Origin of the sequence: Martinezella rhizogenes, assembly GCF_007002745.1 — a bacterium.
GTDB classification, from domain to species: domain Bacteria; phylum Pseudomonadota; class Alphaproteobacteria; order Rhizobiales; family Rhizobiaceae; genus Agrobacterium; species Agrobacterium cucumeris.
Genome location: NZ_SGNY01000005.1, coordinates 143461 through 160957, shown reverse-complemented (window position 1 = coordinate 160957; position 17497 = coordinate 143461). Strand labels below are relative to the sequence as shown.

The 17497-nt window shown below is 58.2% G+C and carries 15 protein-coding genes; 6 read left to right on the top strand and 9 right to left on the bottom strand.

Annotated elements, in window-relative coordinates:
• Position 1: 1 nt before the first annotated feature.
• The 8 genes from ku to EXN68_RS16435 form a co-directional block, all read right to left on the bottom strand.
• Positions 2-826 (bottom strand): non-homologous end joining protein Ku, encoded by an 825-nt coding sequence (gene ku / locus EXN68_RS16470; protein WP_142841902.1) that lies wholly within the window; start codon positions 824-826, stop codon positions 2-4.
• Positions 823-1098, bottom strand: a complete 276-nt coding sequence (locus EXN68_RS16465; protein WP_142841901.1) for a hypothetical protein — start codon at positions 1096-1098, stop codon at positions 823-825. Before EXN68_RS16465 ends, ku begins: the two co-directional genes overlap by 4 nt.
• 29 nt (positions 1099-1127) lie before the next feature.
• On the bottom strand, positions 1128-2021 hold the full coding sequence (locus EXN68_RS16460) for an SDR family oxidoreductase (protein WP_142841900.1): 894 nt from the start codon (positions 2019-2021) through the stop codon (positions 1128-1130).
• Between the two features lie 201 nt (positions 2022-2222).
• A complete protein-coding gene (locus EXN68_RS16455) occupies positions 2223-4565 on the bottom strand; it encodes a bifunctional diguanylate cyclase/phosphodiesterase (protein WP_142841899.1) in 2343 nt (780 codons plus the stop codon).
• A gap of 177 nt (positions 4566-4742) precedes the next feature.
• Entirely contained in the window at positions 4743-5846 is a 1104-nt protein-coding gene (locus tag EXN68_RS16450; RefSeq protein WP_142842083.1) for a hypothetical protein, read from the bottom strand.
• 243 nt (positions 5847-6089) lie between these two features.
• A complete protein-coding gene (locus EXN68_RS16445) occupies positions 6090-7628 on the bottom strand; it encodes an ABC transporter substrate-binding protein (protein ID WP_371338332.1) in 1539 nt (512 codons plus the stop codon).
• 122 nt (positions 7629-7750) lie between these two features.
• Positions 7751-8731 (bottom strand): mannonate dehydratase, encoded by a 981-nt coding sequence (locus EXN68_RS16440; RefSeq protein ID WP_142841897.1) that lies wholly within the window; start codon positions 8729-8731, stop codon positions 7751-7753.
• A 67-nt stretch (positions 8732-8798) separates the two neighbouring features.
• On the bottom strand, positions 8799-9512 hold the full coding sequence (locus EXN68_RS16435; RefSeq protein ID WP_046801148.1) for a FadR/GntR family transcriptional regulator: 714 nt from the start codon (positions 9510-9512) through the stop codon (positions 8799-8801).
• A 206-nt stretch (positions 9513-9718) separates the two neighbouring features.
• On the opposite strand from EXN68_RS16435, the gene EXN68_RS16430 reads away from it, so the two are divergent.
• The 4 genes from EXN68_RS16430 to EXN68_RS16415 are packed head-to-tail and all read left to right on the top strand — an operon-like array spanning position 9719 to position 13209.
• Positions 9719-10747, top strand: coding sequence for an ABC transporter permease (locus EXN68_RS16430; protein ID WP_142841896.1), 1029 nt, complete (start codon positions 9719-9721; stop codon positions 10745-10747).
• Positions 10744-11643, top strand: a complete 900-nt coding sequence (locus tag EXN68_RS16425) for an ABC transporter permease (protein WP_052820396.1) — start codon at positions 10744-10746, stop codon at positions 11641-11643. Before EXN68_RS16430 ends, EXN68_RS16425 begins: the two co-directional genes overlap by 4 nt.
• Entirely contained in the window at positions 11630-12475 is an 846-nt protein-coding gene (locus tag EXN68_RS16420) for an ABC transporter ATP-binding protein (protein WP_142841895.1), read from the top strand. Before EXN68_RS16425 ends, EXN68_RS16420 begins: the two co-directional genes overlap by 14 nt.
• Positions 12472-13209 (top strand): ABC transporter ATP-binding protein, encoded by a 738-nt coding sequence (locus tag EXN68_RS16415; protein WP_142841894.1) that lies wholly within the window; start codon positions 12472-12474, stop codon positions 13207-13209. The genes EXN68_RS16420 and EXN68_RS16415 overlap by 4 nt, the downstream gene beginning before the upstream one ends.
• Before the next feature lie 86 nt (positions 13210-13295).
• Here EXN68_RS16415 and EXN68_RS16410 read toward each other — a convergent pair whose 3' ends face one another.
• Positions 13296-14033: a carboxylesterase family protein gene (locus EXN68_RS16410; protein ID WP_142841893.1), complete on the bottom strand. Its 738-nt coding sequence runs from the start codon at positions 14031-14033 to the stop codon at positions 13296-13298.
• Between the two features lie 383 nt (positions 14034-14416).
• Here EXN68_RS16410 and EXN68_RS16405 point away from each other — a divergent pair, with 383 nt between their 5' ends.
• Positions 14417-16483, top strand: coding sequence for an ATP-dependent helicase (locus EXN68_RS16405; protein ID WP_142841892.1), 2067 nt, complete (start codon positions 14417-14419; stop codon positions 16481-16483).
• A gap of 205 nt (positions 16484-16688) precedes the next feature.
• Positions 16689-17435 (top strand): class I SAM-dependent methyltransferase, encoded by a 747-nt coding sequence (locus tag EXN68_RS16400; protein ID WP_142841891.1) that lies wholly within the window; start codon positions 16689-16691, stop codon positions 17433-17435.
• Positions 17436-17497: the final 62 nt, after the last annotated feature.

Below are 17497 nucleotides of genomic sequence, written 5' to 3'. Positions count from 1 at the left end.
ATCAGCTCGCTTTCCGGGAAGTCCTGCGGCCCGTCGTGTTCTTCTTCCCGCCCTCGGCCTTCGCGCTGCGGCGCAGGGCCTCTTTCAGATCGATGACATTGTCTTCTTTCGGCGCGGCCCGCCTGGGGATTTCCCGGCCCTCGATCTTGGCCTTCACCAGTTCCGCGAGGGCATCATTGTACCGGTCGCTATATTCGGAGGGATCAAAGGTGCCGGCGCGTGTTTCGATGATATGGCCGGCAAGCTCCAGCATCTCGGCATCGAACTGGATATCTGGAATAGACTTGAACACGCTGCTCTCAGCGCGCACCTCGTAACCGAAATTCAGCGTGGTGGCGACGAGCGCCTTGCCGCTTGGGCGGATCAGCAGCATGCGGTTGCGGCGGAAAAGCACCGCCTCGCCAAGCGCAACGACGTTTTCGTCCTGCATGGCCTTTGCCAGCAGTGTCAGCGCCTCCTCCCCGCCTTCCTGCGTTGGGGCGAGGTAATAGGATTTGTCGAAAAACAGCTTGTCGATGTCGTCACATTCAAGAAAATGCCGGATGCGAATGATCTTGTCACTCTCCGGCATCAGTTTCGCGATTTCATCGCCTTCGATGACGATGTAGTCACCATTGTCGCGCTCGTAACCCTTGACCTGATCGTCGCGCCCGACAGCCTCGCCGGTATCGCTATCGACATATTGCCGCTCAACCCGGTGGCCGGTCTTGCGGTTGACGATGTTGAACGAGATTTTCTCCGTGGAGGTCAGCGCGGAATAGAGGCCGATTTCGCAGTTGAAATCGGCAAAGGCAAGATGGCCCTTCCAGCTGGCTCTCCGGTTCATGATGGTCGTCCGCTATTAGCGTCATGTGGAGATCGATCAGCGCGGAGAATACGCTCGATGGCGGGAATATCCGCCTCAGCCAGCACCGGCACGGGGTCGGATGCCATTGCCTCCAGCACCTCGGGCGTGAGGCCACCGTTACGGATGACCCATTCCATCGCCTCACGTGTCTGCCGCTCCGCCTTCAGCTGGGCATAAAGCGCCAGTATCAGCCGGTCGCGGACGTCGAGGGCGTTTACCTGCGTATCTGAACGTTCTGCCTGCTGTTTCATGTCATATCCTCAAGACTGACACACCGCCCTCAGGCAATGCCCCTGCCACCGGTCACGCCATAGACCTCGCCATTGATGAAGCTCCCGTCCTGAGAGGCCAGCAGCACATAGACGGGCGCGAGTTCCACAGGCTGTCCCGGCCGGCCAAAATCGCTGTCCTTGCCGAAATTGCGCACCTTTTCGTCGGGCTGGCCGCCGCTCGGCTGCAGCACAGTCCAGAAAGGTCCGGGCGCCACCGCATTCGCACGAACGCCTTTTTCGATCAGCTGTTTGGCAAGCGCTTTGGTGTAGGCGACAATGCCGGCCTTGGTGGTTGCGTAGTCGAGCAGGATCGGCGACGGCTCATAGGCCTGTATCGATGCTGTCGTGATCACCGACGAGCCCGGCTTCAGGTGTGGAACGGCAGCCTGGGCAATCCAGTGCAGCGCATAGAGATTGGTCTTCATGGTGCGGTCGAAATCGTCGGTCGACAGCTCGTCTATGCCTTCGCGATACTGCTGTCTTGCGGCATTGATGACAAGAATATCCAGGCCGTCGAGATCACCGGCCGCCTTTTCAACCAGTTCCCGGCACCAGCCCTCATCTGTGATATCGCCCGGCAACGCCACGGCCACGCGACCTTCCGCCTCGATGAGAGCCACGACCTCTTCGGCATCGGATTCCTCTTCGGGCAGATAGGAAATCGCCACATCAGCCCCCTCCCGCGCAAAGGCGATGGCAACAGCACGGCCAATGCCGGAATCGCCGCCGGTTATCAGCGCCTTGCGCCCGGCAAGCTTGCCCGAGCCCTTGTAGCTCTTTTCGCCGTGGTCCGGAAAAGGCGTCATATTCGTCACCAGACCCGGCATTTCCTGTTCGGGTGTCAAAAATGGCGGACGCGGATACTGGCTGCGTGGGTCCTGCGGCTCGAGGCGGTCTGTCATCGCGGTCTCTCCATAGATAGATATCCATCCGTGGTGCGTCCCGTGACAAGCGCATTTGTATCGCTCGATAACGCCGGCCGTCCGGTGCCGGATCTCGCCGACGATGTGGACGCATCACACGTGACCCTAACGATCTGCGTCCACTCTCGTTCCATCATTTTGGGGAAGGCAGGCAACGGCATCATGCCGTCGCGCTTTATTTCAAACGGAATATTTCTTCCGCGTGGTCGCACCTGCAGCCCCGGCAGGCGCCACATCGGGTTTGCCGAAGAGATAACCTTGTGCCTGCGCGCATCCTTCATCCACGACCATGCGATATTGGGCATCGGTTTCGATGCCTTCCGCCGTCACCGGCAGATCGAGGCTGCGGCCAAGGCCGATTACCGCGCGCACGATGGCGCGGGCATTGTCATCATCGCTCATGGCGGCAATGAAGCTGCGATCGATCTTGATCTTGTCGAATGGGAAGCTCTGGAGATTGCTGAGCGAAGAATAACCCGTGCCGAAATCGTCCATGACGATGGCAACGCCCAGCGCCTTCAACTGGTTGAGAATGATCAGCGTCGCCTTGCGGTCTTTCAGAAGTGCCGCCTCGGTGATTTCTAGTTCCAGCCGGTTCGGCGAAAGACCGGTCTGCATCAGCACCGTGCAGACGACATGGCCGAGATTTGCCAGAGAGAATTGCAATGGCGAGACATTGACCGCGATTTTTAGATGCGGTGCCCAGGTGCTCGCCTGGCGGCAGGCCTCACGCAGCACCCATTCGCCGAGCGAGATGATGATACCGCTTTCTTCCGCTATCGGAATGAAAACATCCGGCGACACGACACCCCTTGTCGGATGTTGCCAGCGCACCAGCGCCTCGTAACCGACGACCTGACCGCATTCCACCGACAGGACCGGCTGGTAGTTCAGCAGCAACTCGTTGCGATTGACGGCAAGCCGCAAATCGGTTTCGAGCTGCCGGCGCTCACGCGCCTCCTGATCCATCAGAGGATCGTAAAAAGCCAATATGCCGCGCCCGCCGACCTTGGCGCGGTAAAGCGCCAGATCTGCCGCGTGCATGATGCTTTCATCATCCCGACCGTCGCGCGGGAAAACGGCGATGCCGATGCTGACGCCGACCGCGGTCGGGTCGTTGGCAACATTCATTTTCAGCGCGAACATGCCAAGGATGGTCTCGGCGAGCAGGCGCGCCTCATCCGCCTTGGTGTGCCGGGCCGTCAGGATGACGAACTCATCGCCGCCGAGGCGCGCGACCACATCCCCTGCCCTTGCGCATTCGTGGAGAATGGCAGCAACCCTTTTCAGCACCCGGTCGCCCTCGGCATGGCCGAATATGTCATTGACCGCCTTGAACCGGTCGAGATCGAGCGCCAGCAGCGCAAATTCGTCCTCTTCGTCGCAATTCTCGATTTGCTGGCGCAGCCGCGTCTGGAACATCGTACGGTTGGCAAGGCCCGTCAGCACATCATGGCGTGCGAGATATTCGATTTCCCGCTGCGCCTCGCGCTTCTCCGTCAGGTCGCGAATGGCCATCACCTCGCAGGGGCGACCACGATATTCGATGGTACGCACGGCAAGCTCGAACACCTGTTGCCGGTCGGCCCGCTCGCGGATCGCCTCAACCGGCGCATGGCGCGGCAGATAGGCGGGTTGCCCGTCGATGGCCTGGAACAGATCATCGGGATTTTTCCCGATCAGGGATACCTCATCATTGCCGAGAAGACCGGCAAAACGGGTGTTAAGCTCAACGATACGACCATCACGCACAACGGCAAGGCCATCCAATGTCGCATCGACAAGGCCCTTGAGATCGACAAGGTAGCGATCCACCAGAGCCGCGGTAGCGGTCGCACAAAGGATCAGGAACGTTACGCCGGACACGGCGCCGATCACCATCAGCCTTGCGAGACTATCGGGGTCAGGACCGGAAATGGAAGGATCCGGCGACAGAACCGTTGCCGAAACGGTGGTGAAGTGCAGCGCGCAGATTGCCAGGATCGAAGAGCCGGCCGGAAGGAAGATACGTTGTTCCCAGGAGCCGGAACGGCGAAACAGGAAAAAAGCCAGAAGAAAAAACACCCAGGCAACGGCAAAACCGCCAATAACCGACCCCCAGCGATAGCTGACGGTGGCGGCGACATCCATTCCCGCCATGCCGACGAAATGCATGACGGCGACCGAAACGGTCACCAGCGTTCCAACGATTGCCGGGCTGTAACCTGCCTGCGAGGGCACCCTGAGCGCCAGCCAGAAACCCAGAACCGGAAGTCCTGCGGAAAGAGCCGTGAAGAAAAAATCAAACCCGATAGGGACCGAACCCTTATAGGCAAGCATGGCGACGAAATGTGTGGCCCAGACGCTGAGCCCTCCGGCAAAGGCGGCCGTCAGCACCCAATAGGGCTTGCGGCCAGCCGGACTTTCCTCCGCACGTAACAACAGGTGAAAAAAGGCGAGCATGCCAAGCAGGCAGATCAATGCCGCAAGAAGCACGACAGCCCTGTCGTGTTGTACGGCAACGCATTCCAGAACCGTGAACATGATGCACTCTCCCAGCCTCTGAAGAACCGCCCATGCTCGCACTATGAATTTGGTTTATTTATAAATCTCTAATGCAACTATTGATAAATGGCGCCATCCGTTCTGTGCCGAACAGGAAATGCACCGGACCGGCGCAAAACACTGCGCGCGGTCCGGCGGGATTAGAGAGAAAAGCCGTTATTTCCAGCTTCGATAGTCGGCCGCAGTGCATCCAAAGGGTGCCGGGCCGTCTGCAAAGCGCTCCTGCAGACGGGTGCAACCCCATTCATTGAGGGCTGCAGGCATCATGTTGTTGAGGTCCATGCCCGGCGAATTGAATTGCGACGGCGCGGCTGTGACGTACCACAACCAGTAACCGAAGACCGCGATAATGATGACGGCCACGATTGCGACGAAAGTGCCCAGCCGCCGCAGAAGGCCCGGTTGTTTCTTTATCGCCGCACCGGCAGTGGAGGAGCCTTCCTGCGCCTGGCTCGCAACCATCGGTGCAATTGATGCAAGAGCCTGCGCCCTCTCCTCGTCCGACAGGTCGATCCGCTCCAGCTGGTCGTCGAGCAGAACCGGAAGCGCGGTATTGCCGTGCCAGACTGCCAGCGCCACATCGTGTTTTCCGGTGTGACCAACGACGACAGGGATGCGTCCCCTCTCCAGATGGGTGAAGGACTGCCGCTTGGTCCTGGCGTCTCTCACCGTATCGGCATAGGTCACGAAAAGGCGGCTGCGTTTTTCGGCGACTGCCGTCAGCGCCACGGGGATGACGGTCAAAGGGGCCGGATGCCGCAGCTGCAGGCGGGCTCGCAGAACGCGGATAAGCGTAAACAGCATTGCCAGACTGCCGAAACCAAGCAGGGCGACAAATACGCCGAGCGTGATGATGCGGTTCCAGAGCATATCGAGGCCGAGGGAGATCGTTGCGAGCTCCGGGTTTTTCGAGGAAATGACCAGCCCGGTCTCATAGTCGCCGGAATGGAAATCGACGAACATAACCTCGACTTCCTTCGTGTAGCTCACGCCGGCGTGCTCATAAGAAAGGTCCGCCTCGCAGGTCGTAAAGATCGCCTTGCGTGTCTTGCAGCTGCCGTTGATATCGCCGCTTTCAATCTCCAGCGGATCTTTGCTGATCTGGTAGTCGCGCAATATGCCCGGGCCCTCGGCTACAAGCATCACCGCCAGGATTACCAGAAGCACCGGAATGGAGAAATAATAGGCTGCCGGCACCGAAATGACGCCACGCTTGAGGCTCAGCGGCCGCGACGGAAGTTTTATCTGTGCAAGGTTCATGATCGTCAACGTATTTTGCGGGAGGTTGATGAGCGGAGTTTGCGACTCTCGCCCAGCGGAAGGAATGATCATCACAGGGTCTAATCCGATGAAGTCCCTGAGAAAACCCCCGAAATTTCGGGATGATGACGATAATCGCCTGAAACCAACGGTTTGCCCTAAAACATCACGCTGCAACTGCCCATAAAAAACGGGCGGTAAGACCGCCCGTCACAGGTTTTCAGATGGTATGTGGTTTTACCCTTAGTCCTTCGTCACTTTTTCCAGCCGCGTCGTCTGGCTTGGATGGCCGACATAGTCCTTCACGCGCGCATTCAGCACGATCGGTTCGAACCGCTCGAACATCGGCAGCACGGCCGGATTCTGCGCTACGAACTTTTCCTGCATCTCGGTGTAGATTGCACCACGCTTCTTGGCGTCAGGCTCAAGCGAAGCCTTTGCCGTCAACGCAGTCAGTTCCGGAATGTCCCAGGCCGAGCGCCAGACGAAATTACCGGCATTATTGGCGGCAAGCGAATTGTCAGGGTTGCTGGAAAACTGCTCCATCGAACCCAGCACATTCGGCATATAGGCGCCGGTCTGCGGAATGAGCAGATCGAAATCGCGGGCGCGGTGGGCGGCAATGACGTCCGAACCGTTGCCCTGCTGAATGTTGACCTTGATGCCGATCTGGCTCAGAGACGCCTGGATTGCGGTGGCAAGGTCGATACGCGGTGTCTGCGCAATCGTCTTCAGATTAAGCGTAAAGCCGTTCTCATATCCGGCTTCCTTAAGCAGTTCCTTGGCTTTGGGAACATCGAGTTTCCAGTCCGGGCTTGGAATGGCATATTCGAAATTCTCCGGCACCGGCACCGTGCGTGCCCGGCCATAAGGCCCCATGATGGTCTTTTCCATGCCCTTGTAATCGATGCCATAGGCAATCGCTTCGCGGACCTTGGGGTTGGACAAAGGCTCCTTGCCGGCATTCATGGACAGAACGTAGAAACCGCCGGTCGGCACGCGCTGGATCTGAAAACCTTCCTTGTTGTTGAAGATCGCAAGGTCGGCCGCCGTCAGCGCGCTGGCAATGTCGATATCGCCGCGCTCCAGCATAAGACGCTCGACCTGGCTTTCCGGCACGTGTCGCACGATGACGCGGCGCATTTTCGGGCTGCCGGCCACATAATCCTTGTTGGCCTCGAGAATGATGATCTCATTGGGCGACCAGCGATTGAGCGTGAACGGGCCGGAACCGGCGGAATTCGTTCTCAGCCAGGCATTGCCCCAATCATCATTGACTTCATGGGACTTGAGTTCCTTGCTGTCGACAACGCTGGCGATGACCATGGCAAGGCGATAGAGCAGCAGTTCGGACGTGGTTTCACCGGAAAGTTCGATGCGGACCGTTTTTTCATCCGGCGCGCTCACCAGCTTGTCGACATTGTCAGCATTATAACCGACACGCTTAAGATTGGCGGCAGCCGCCTGGTTCATCTTCAACAGGCGGCTGAACGAATAAACCACATCCGCAGAGGTGACGGGATTGCCGGACGCGAATTTTGCCTCGCGAAGATGGAACGTGATGCCCTTGTCGTCTGTCTCCCAACGCTCCGCCAGCTGCGGCGAAACCTTGCCCGAACCATCCACCGAAATCAGGCGATCATAAAGATTGGCCATGATTTCGTTGGCCTTGGCTTCGGTGGCCTGATGCGGATCAAGCGACAGAACCTGAGCCAGCGACGTTGCAATGATAAGCTGGTCGTTGGGGGTTTTTGCCAGACTTGGCGCCGCCGGCACAAGCATTGCCCCCAGAACGGTGGTGAATGCGAGACGGATCAATGATTTTCTCATACCTGCTCCTCCTACAGATCGGTAGTTATGGATGAAGCCGGCGGCGCGAACCTGCGCCGACCGGCCTGAAACGGTCAAAGATGCTTGTTGTTGAGTGCTTCCAGAAGTGCTGCGATATAGCCGTAGCAGAAGGCGAAGGCGACACCGACAGCGTCACGGCCGGCAATCGTCGGCACATGATCGGGCATGATCATGTAGCGATAGCCCAGCTCATGGTAGAGCTTCAGCGAACGCACCATGTCCATGTCGCCCTCATCGGGGAACGTCTCCATGAACGACAGCTTGCCGCCGCTGATATTGCGGAAATGGACGTTGAAAATCTTATCGCGGCTGCCGAACCAGCGGATGATGTCGTCGATCTCCTCACGCGGATTATCGAGCATCTCGCCAATCGACCCCTGGCAGAAATTCAGGCCGTGATAGGGATTTTCGCGCATCTGTACGAATTTCTTCAGGCCCTCTACGGTGCCAAGCACGCGGGTGACGCCCTTATAGCCCGGCGGCGTATAGGGATCGTGCGGATGGCATGCCAAGCGGACCCGGTTGCTTGCCGCGACCGGCACCACGCGCTCGAGGAAATAATCGATGCGCTCCCAGTTCTCGTCTTCCGAAAGCACCCCGGCGACACCCGGATCGGCATTGTGGTCGGCCTTTTCCCAGCGCCACGCTTCATTCAGCGAACCGCCGCGGCCACGTTCCATTTCAGTGCGCGGAATGCCGATGAGGTTGAGATTGTATTTCGCTGCCGGAATGCCGGCTTTGGCAATGTTCTCGATCATCGTGCAGACGGCATCGATCTGCCGGTCACGCTCCGGACCGGCAAGCAGGATATCGGGATACGATGCCTGTTCGATCGGCCGGGAAGGCAGGGGCAGTTGCACCATGTCCAGCACCAGACCAAAACTTTCGACCTTGTCGCGCAGACGCTCGAAGTCATCGAGAACCCAGCTCGCGGGTTTTCCGGGCGGGTCAGCGCTTATGTTTTTGACGCCGAGCTGCGCCCAAACCTTGAAATCCTCATCATCGCGTGCAGCAACCTGGGTGCCGACATACATCGATTCTCTCCTCTCTCCATGCAAGTCATCATATGACATCGCACGAAATAAGATGAGTGTCGAGATGCTATTGCGCCTCCGAAAGCAGGCGATATCGACGCTGGCTCGCAAGCATATGTTCGCGCATGGCTTTTCGCGCCGCATCCGGGTCCTGCTCGACGATGGCGCGCAGGATTGCATCGTGTTCCGCCTGCACTTTGCGAAGATAATTCGCATCCCCCGTCTCAGGCAGCGTCGGAAACTGACCGCGCGGTATAGAGCGCGAACCGAACTGGCGCAGAGCCTCCAGATAAAAGCGGTTATTCGTGGCGATCGCGATGGCTGTGTGGAACTCGTAATCGGCGTCAACGGTGGTTTCGCCGGCATCTATGGCGCGGGCCATTTTCCGGTGCGCGGCAGAGATTGCGGCTTCCTGCTGGGCCGTCCGGCGGTATGCGGCAATCGCCGCCGCCTCCCCTTCCGTTGCCAGCCGGAACTCCAGCATTTCCAGCGTTTCCGCAATGGTGCCAGCTTCTGACTGGGTCAGCTTTACCCCGGCCCATTCACTGGTATTGCTGACAAAAACCCCCTTGCCCTGGATGGGAACGACATAACCGGCAGAGCGCAGATCCGCGATCGCCTCGCGCACCACCGTTCGGCTCACGCCATAGGTGCGCTCAAGCTGCGGTTCCGTGGGAAGCTGGTCACCATTTCTCAGTTTACCGCTGCGAATTTCCGCGCTGAGATTGTCGATGATCTGTTGCGCCCGTCGCTCCCGCGGTTTTGCCATATCGTCCCTCATGCCACTCTTCCCTCTTGCGAAATACGAATCCCTTCGTTACTCATATGATGACTTTGTGTTACGTCATATGTTTTCATGTTAGCTCAGGGAGGAGTTGGGATGAAGTACCATCAAGAGTTTTTGCAATGGAGAATTGCGCGTCATCGGCGAGCGGTTCGCGGTACGCCATTCGCTGACGGTTCCCTCTTGCGGAAGTGCGGCCTGCAATGACGGAAATCTCACTGCGCGGGCTTGGACATCGCTTCCTGCAACTTGTCATCAGCCTCTTCATTCTGCTTTGCATCACGTTCATCATTGGCCGCGTCATGCCAACCGATCCGGTTGGCGCAATCGTCGGCGAGCTTGCGGACCCCAAGGCCTATGAGGCCATGCGGGCGCGGCTCGGACTTGATCTGCCGCTCTACCAGCAGTTCTTCCTTTATCTGCGCGGCCTGCTGCATGGCGATTTCGGCATAGCGATCCTGACCGGCAATCCGGTGACGAAGGATCTGGCGCAGGCCTTTCCGGCAACGCTGGAACTGGCGACGCTGGCGATCATCATCTCCACCGTCATCGGTGTGCCGCTTGGTCTTTCCGCCGCGCTGTTTCGCGATACGTTCATCGACAAATTCGCGCGTGTCTTCGCACTGGTGGGACATTCGATCCCGGTCTTCTGGTTCGGCATCGTCGGGCTGGTGATTTTCTACGCCAATCTCAATCTTGTTGCTGGCCCCGGCCGTGTCGACGTTTTTTACGAAGGCCTCGTGGAACCGAAAACGGGACTGATGCTGGTCGATACCCTGCTCGCCGGCGAAACCGAGATTTTCTGGAACGCGCTTTCGCACATCCTCCTGCCGGCGATCATCCTTGCCTATATGGCGATGGCCTATATCACCCGCATGACACGCGCTTTCACGCTGGAGCAACTCAGCCAGGATTATGTGATCGCGGCGCGCGCCAAGGGCGTCAGCCCGGCACGCACGGTCACCCGGCACGTGCTGCCCAACATCGCCGTCCAGCTCATCACCGTTCTCGCCATCTCCTATGGCAATCTTCTCGAAGGTGCCGTGGTGACGGAAATCGTCTTTTCCTGGCCCGGGATCGGTCAATACATGACCAACGCCCTGCTCATCGGTGACATGAATGCCATTCTCGCGGCCACCATCGTCATCGGATTCATCTTCATGATGCTCAACTTCCTGGCAGACGTGGCCTATACCACGCTGGACCCGCGCACACGGGAGGTCGCTCGATGACCGATATCACCCAGAATAATGGCGTTCACGGCCGCAGCGCCCTGTCACGCCTGTCGACCACGACATTCCGGACATTAAGAAAGCTCGGTGACGAGCCGCTTGGAATGTTCGGTTTTGCCATCCTTGCCATCCTGGTTCTCGTCGCGATCTTTGCGCCGCTCATTGCGCCATTCGATCCGGCGCGCCAGGCCCTCGATAACGCGCTTCAGCCACCCAGTTGGCTGCATCTGGCCGGAACCGACGAATTCGGCCGGGATATTTTCAGCCGGCTTGTCTATGGCACCCGCATCACCATCCAGACCGTCTTGTCGGTCTCGGTTATCGTCGGCCCCATCGGCCTTGCGATTGGCGTGATGGCCGGTTTCTTCGGCGGCAGAACCGACGCGATCCTGATGCGCGCCACCGATATCGTTCTGTCCTTCCCATCGCTCGTGCTGGCGCTTGCCTTTGCGGCCGCCATGGGTGCGGGTCTCGGCACGGCGATCATCGCGATCTCGCTGACTGCCTGGCCGCCAATTGCGCGTCTCGCCCGCGCCGAAGCTCTCGTCGTGCGCAATACGGATTATGTCGCCGCCGCCCGCCTTTATGGCGCGTCACCGCTGCGCATCCTGTTCTTATACATTGCGCCGATGTGTATTCCTTCGGTCATCGTCCGCCTGACGCTGAACATGGCCGGCATCATCCTCACTGCCGCGTCGCTCGGCTTCCTCGGTCTGGGCGCTCAGCCGCCGCTGCCGGAATGGGGAGCGATGATCTCCAGCGGCCGTAAATTCATGCTCGATTACTGGTGGGTCGCCGTCATGCCCGGCATCGCCATCCTGCTGACGAGCCTTGCCTTCAACATCGCCGGCGATACGCTGCGAGACCTGCTGGATCCGCGCCATGCCCGTTCCTGATAGCTCCCCCATTCTTTCGGTCCGCGATCTCAACGTTCGCTTCGGCCGCAACTCCATTCCCGCCGTTTCCAATGTCAACTTCGACGTCGGGCGCGAGCGTGTCGGCATCGTCGGCGAATCCGGCTCCGGCAAGTCCACGACCGGCCGCGCCGCCATGCGGCTTCTGCCGAAAAGCGCCACCGTTACGGCGGAGCGCATGGACTTCCTCTCCGAACCGCTGCTTACAAGAACCGAACGCCAGATGGGCGCAATCCGCGGCAGCGAGATGGCGCTGATCATGCAGGACCCGCGTTATTCGCTCAATCCGGTCCTGCCGATCGGAAAACAGGTGGCGGAGGCGGCCGAACTGCATCTCGCTCTCACCGGCAAGGCAGCGAGAAACGCCGCGCGCGACATGTTGCTGCGCGTGCGCATCAACGATCCCGACCGCGTGATGGGGCTTTATCCGCATCAGATTTCCGGCGGCATGGGGCAGCGCGTGATGATCGCCATGATGCTGCTCGCCAAACCGAAGCTGGTTATCGCCGACGAGCCGACCTCGGCTCTCGATGTCAGCGTTCGCAAGGATGTGCTTCTGCTTCTGGACGAGATGGTGCGTGAAAACAATTCGGGCCTCATTCTCATCAGCCATGACATCCGCATGGTCTCGGCCTTCTGCGAACGCGTGCTGGTCATGTATGGCGGACGCGTGGTGGAAACGCTGACGAAGCTGGAGGATGCGCAACATCCCTATACGCGCGGCCTGATCGCGGCGATGCCCGACCCCCGCAATCCGGTCAGGCGTCTCAAGGTACTCGACCGACAGGCAATTGATGCGGAGGTGATGCGATGATCACGGTAGACAAGCTTGATGTCGTCTATGGCACGAAGGAAAACCGCAATCACGTCGTTCGCGGCGTCAGCCTCAAGGTCAACAGGGGTGAAACGCTCGGCATCGTCGGCGAAAGCGGTTGCGGCAAATCGACATTGCTGCGGTCGCTGGCGGGGCTGGAATCGGTGTGGACCGGATCGATCAGTTTCGATGACAAGCCGGTCGGCAAGGTGCGCAGCCGCGAGGAACTGAAACTGGCGCAGATGGTGTTTCAGGACCCGTACGGTTCGTTACACCCACGCCATCGCATCGGCCGGGCTCTGGCCGAACCGATCCGCTCCATGGGGCTTGGCGATGGCTGGTCGAAAGTGCCGGCCGCCCTGCAACAGGTCGGCCTGCCCGCACATTTTGCCGAGCGGTTCCCGCATGAACTGTCAGGCGGCCAGCGCCAGCGTGTGGCGATCGCCCGCGCGCTGATCCTCGAGCCGCCGATCCTGCTGCTCGATGAGCCGACATCCGCGCTCGACGTGTCCATTCAGGCGGAAATCCTCAATCTGCTGGCCGACCAGCGCGAGGAACGCGACCTTACTTTCGTTCTCGTCAGCCACGATCTCGCGGTCATCGCCCATATGTGCGACCGCGTTCTCGTCATGCAGAACGGTGTTTTTGTCGATGAGTTGACCAGGGCCGACCTTGAAGCGGGCGTCACCCACGCGGCCTATTCAGGCGAGCTGTTCGAAAGCAGCTTCCTTTAGATCGACATCGAGCCTCTAAAGACAACCGTCCGGCGGAAGCGCCGGGCGGCTTTGTCTGTGATTGCCTCAATCAGTAATCCGGAAACTCAGGGAGAAGACGGTGCTTTGACCTCAGCAAGCTTCTGTTCGAGAAGCCACGTCCACATCGCCTCGTCCTTCAGCACTTTTCCCTCCACCGCCTGATGATTTGTCTCCTCGAACACGGTGAGCCGAACATTGCGTTTCAACTCCTGAAGGCGTTGAACGAGAACCACGGTGTCGGACAACGGTATCACCTCGTCATTTGCACCGTGGAAAGCCCAGAAGGCGGTCTTTTCATTGGTGCGGTTGAGATAATGCCGGATACCGCCGCCGGCGATCGGCACGACAGCCGCAAAGGTCTCCGGAAACTGTTCGGCCATTGACCATGCGCCAAATCCACCTCGGCTATAACCGATCAGGTAGATGCGGCTGCGGTCCACCCGATGATCGGCCACCACCGACTGCAGAGTGGCTGCAACACGCTCGATCGGGTAAAGCAGTTCCTCACTTGGGTTTTGCGGCGAGAACACCAGGAAAGGAAAATCACGCCCCTCTTCAATCATTTTCGGCAGACCACTTGTGCGCAGCTTCTCGACATCGCTGCCACCCTGGTCACCGCCATGCAGCCAGACAACGAGAGGATAGGTCTTGTCCGAACCAGCATAATCCTTCGGGGTGTAAAGCAGGTAATTGATGTCAGAGGCGATGGTGACATCGGATTTCACGGCTTTCTGCTCGGCCGAGGCAAATGTCGAGGTGGCAAGGGCAGCTACGGCGATCAGGCAGAATTTCAGATTTTTCATTTTGTCCTCCCAACAGACAGGCCTTTTCCCCAAGGCCGATGATTGAACGCGCAAGCCTCCGGCCTGGTTCAGGCCTTTCCGAGGCGAAACAGGAAACGCGAGAGCGACGAGAATAAATGATTATATATTTCAATTAAGTACGAGATTTTCCTTATTACTATTCTTATCGCGATGGGAAAATCAGGTCCTTGTCAAACAGTGACGCCGGGGCCGGTACATCGGCTTGGATTATCACGTCGAAGCGTTCATTATTTGTTCTGGATTGGTGTTTGAGTCTTTGCTAATCATTGCAGGAACGGTGGAAATGGCCAGCCGATGCCTCGACGGCTGACCATTTCCACCGCTATCCACGGACGGACAACCACATATCAAGGATTGCAGGCATGGCGGTTGCCTATCTGGACAAGTTGAACGAACAACAACGCAAGGCAGTGGAACACGGCGTCGGGCTGGCAGAGGGACAGACGGCCGGACCGCTCTTGATCATTGCCGGCGCCGGTTCCGGCAAGACCAATACGCTTGCCCATCGTGTCGCGCATCTGATCGTCAACGGCGCCGACCCCCGTCGCATCCTGCTGATGACTTTTTCCAGACGCGCGGCCTCGGAAATGTCGCGGCGTGTCGAGCGTATCTGTAAACATGTCCTTGGCGGCAATTCAGGTGCCCTGACCGATGCGCTTGCATGGTCCGGCACCTTTCATGGCATCGGCGCACGCCTGTTGCGCATCTATGCCGAACAGATCGGCCTCAATATCGATTTCACCATCCACGACCGCGGAGACAGCGCCGACCTGATGAACCTTGCCCGGCACGAGCTGGGCTTTTCCAAGACCGAAAGCCGCTTTCCGACCAAGGGAACATGCCTTGCGATCTACTCGCGTGCGGTGAATTCCCAGACCCCGCTGAAGGAAATCCTGCGACAGCATTATCCTTGGGTTGCCAGCTGGGAGAGCGAACTTAAGCAACTGTTCGCGGCCTATGTCGAGGCCAAGCAGGTCCAGAACGTGCTCGATTACGACGATCTCCTGCTCTATTGGGCGCAGATGGTGAGCGACCCCACTTTGGCGGACGATATCGGCAACCGTTTCGACCATGTGATGGTCGACGAATATCAGGATACCAACCGGCTGCAGGCTTCGGTTCTGATGGCCCTCAAACCCGGTGGCCGTGGGTTGACGGTGGTGGGCGACGATGCGCAGTCGATCTATTCGTTCCGGGCTGCGACGGTGCGAAACATCCTCGATTTTCCGGCATCCTTCAGCCCGGCGGCGGATATCATCACGCTTGATCGCAACTATCGCTCAACGCAGCCAATTCTTGCCGCCGCCAATGGCGTCATCGATCTGGCGCGTGAGCGGTTCACCAAAAACCTCTGGACGGAGCGGCAGTCGCTCGAACGCCCGAAGCTGGTGACGGTGAAGGACGAAACCGAACAGGCGAACTTCATCATCGATCAGGTCCTTGCCAATCGCGAAACCGGCATGACGCTAAAACAGCAGGCCGTGCTGTTTCGCACGTCCAGCCACAGCGGCCCGCTTGAAGTGGAACTGACCCGCCGCAACATCCCCTTCGTCAAATTCGGTGGCCTGAAATTCCTCGACAGCGCCCATGTGAAGGACATGCTGGCGGTCCTCCGCTTCGCCCAGAACCCGCGTGACCGTGTCGCCGGCTTCCGGCTGCTGCAGATGCTGCCCGGCATCGGACCGAAGAAAGCCGGCAACATTCTCGATACGATCGCTGCAGACGCCGAACCGCTGCTTGCCCTGGCAGAAATTCCGCCGCCGCCGAAGACCGGCGAGGACTGGACAGCCTTCACGCAAATGCTGGTGGGTCTGCGACGGGACCAAAACGGCTGGCCGGGCGAAATCGGCCAGGCAAGGCTATGGTACGAGCCCCATCTCGAACGCATCCATGAGGATGCCGATACCCGCAAGGCGGATCTGCTGCAGCTCGAGCAGATCGCCAGCGGTTATCCCTCCCGCGAACGATTTTTGACCGAGCTGACGCTCGATCCGCCTGACGCCACCAGTGATCAGGCGGGCGTGCCGCTGCTTGACGAGGATTACCTGACCCTGTCGACCATCCATTCGGCAAAAGGCCAGGAGTGGCGTTCCGTCTTCATCCTGAACGTCATCGATGGCTGCATCCCATCCGACCTTGGCGTCGGCACCACCCAGGAACTGGAGGAAGAGCGAAGGCTGCTCTATGTCGCGATGACGCGCGCCAAGGATGGCCTGTCGCTGATCACGCCACAACGCTTCTTCACCGGCGGCCAAAGCCAGCAGGGCGACCGGCATGTCTACGCTTCAAGAACCCGCTTCATACCGGCCACATTGCTGCAGTTCTTCGAAACGACGACATGGCCGGTTGTTTCGGCCGCAGCTTCGGAGCGCAGCGCGCAGCAGATCCGGATTGATGTGGGCGCGCGGATGCGGGCGATGTGGAAATAGAGCAGCAACTATGTGCCGGGGCATAGCTGGCACCTTTATGGAAAGCAATCGAGCTGAATATGTCACAGCGCTTACCTAATGCACCGAAGTTGGGGAGAATACGAAAAAAAAAAGCGCCCGTCGTTGAGGCAACCTCGCTTGGGGGTTAACGTCATTATGATATCATTTTTTAGGTATCTTAAATACTGCATGCGAGGGGCGCATTATGAAACTGTATGTTGGCAGCCGGAATTACAAACCTGAGGGCTACTTAACCGTTGATATCGATCCGTCGATGAGGCCTGACATAGTCGCGGACATAACAAAAATGTCTTCGGTAGAAAACAATTCCTGTTCTGAGGTGGTTGCTGGCCACGTACTAGAACATATCGATTGGCCCGACAGCTTTTTGGCGTTCTCAGAATTTTCCAGAATCCTACGACCTGGTGGTGAGTTGAAAATTGCAATCCCTGACATGGGTGCATTGCTTCGAATGCTGTTGAGTGGGGATAGTGCTTTTCACGTCGTAGGATTGATATATGGAGTGGGAGGAAGAATAAATAAATTCGAACAACACAGGTACGGCTTCACGATCGGGATGATAATCGACATACTCGAGGTGCTAGGTTTCAGCGATTTCGATTGGTGGAATTCTAATATTAGTGACGCGTCCAACGGCTGGTGCCCGAGGTACGAAGGTCAGCATGTCGGTATCTCCCTAAACATCAAGGCAACCAAAAAGAGAGAGCCGGTCGTAGAGCCTCAAAAAATCTATGAAAAACTGATTGCCAGCCCTTTGTCAGATTTTCTGGCAGTGGTCGGCGATCTTATTGCGGAAAAACCGCCAGAGGCCGCAGGCACAGACGCCGCGAAAGTGTATCAGAGAATTCATTTTCAACTGATTGATGCACGGCAGCGTATCAAATATCTAGAAGATAACATCAGCGAGATAGAAAAAAAAAGCGAAAAGTAACTTTGCTGTCAAAGTTTCGAACTAAATAGGAATCCCAGCCCTTAAATAAGACCTTTTTTTTA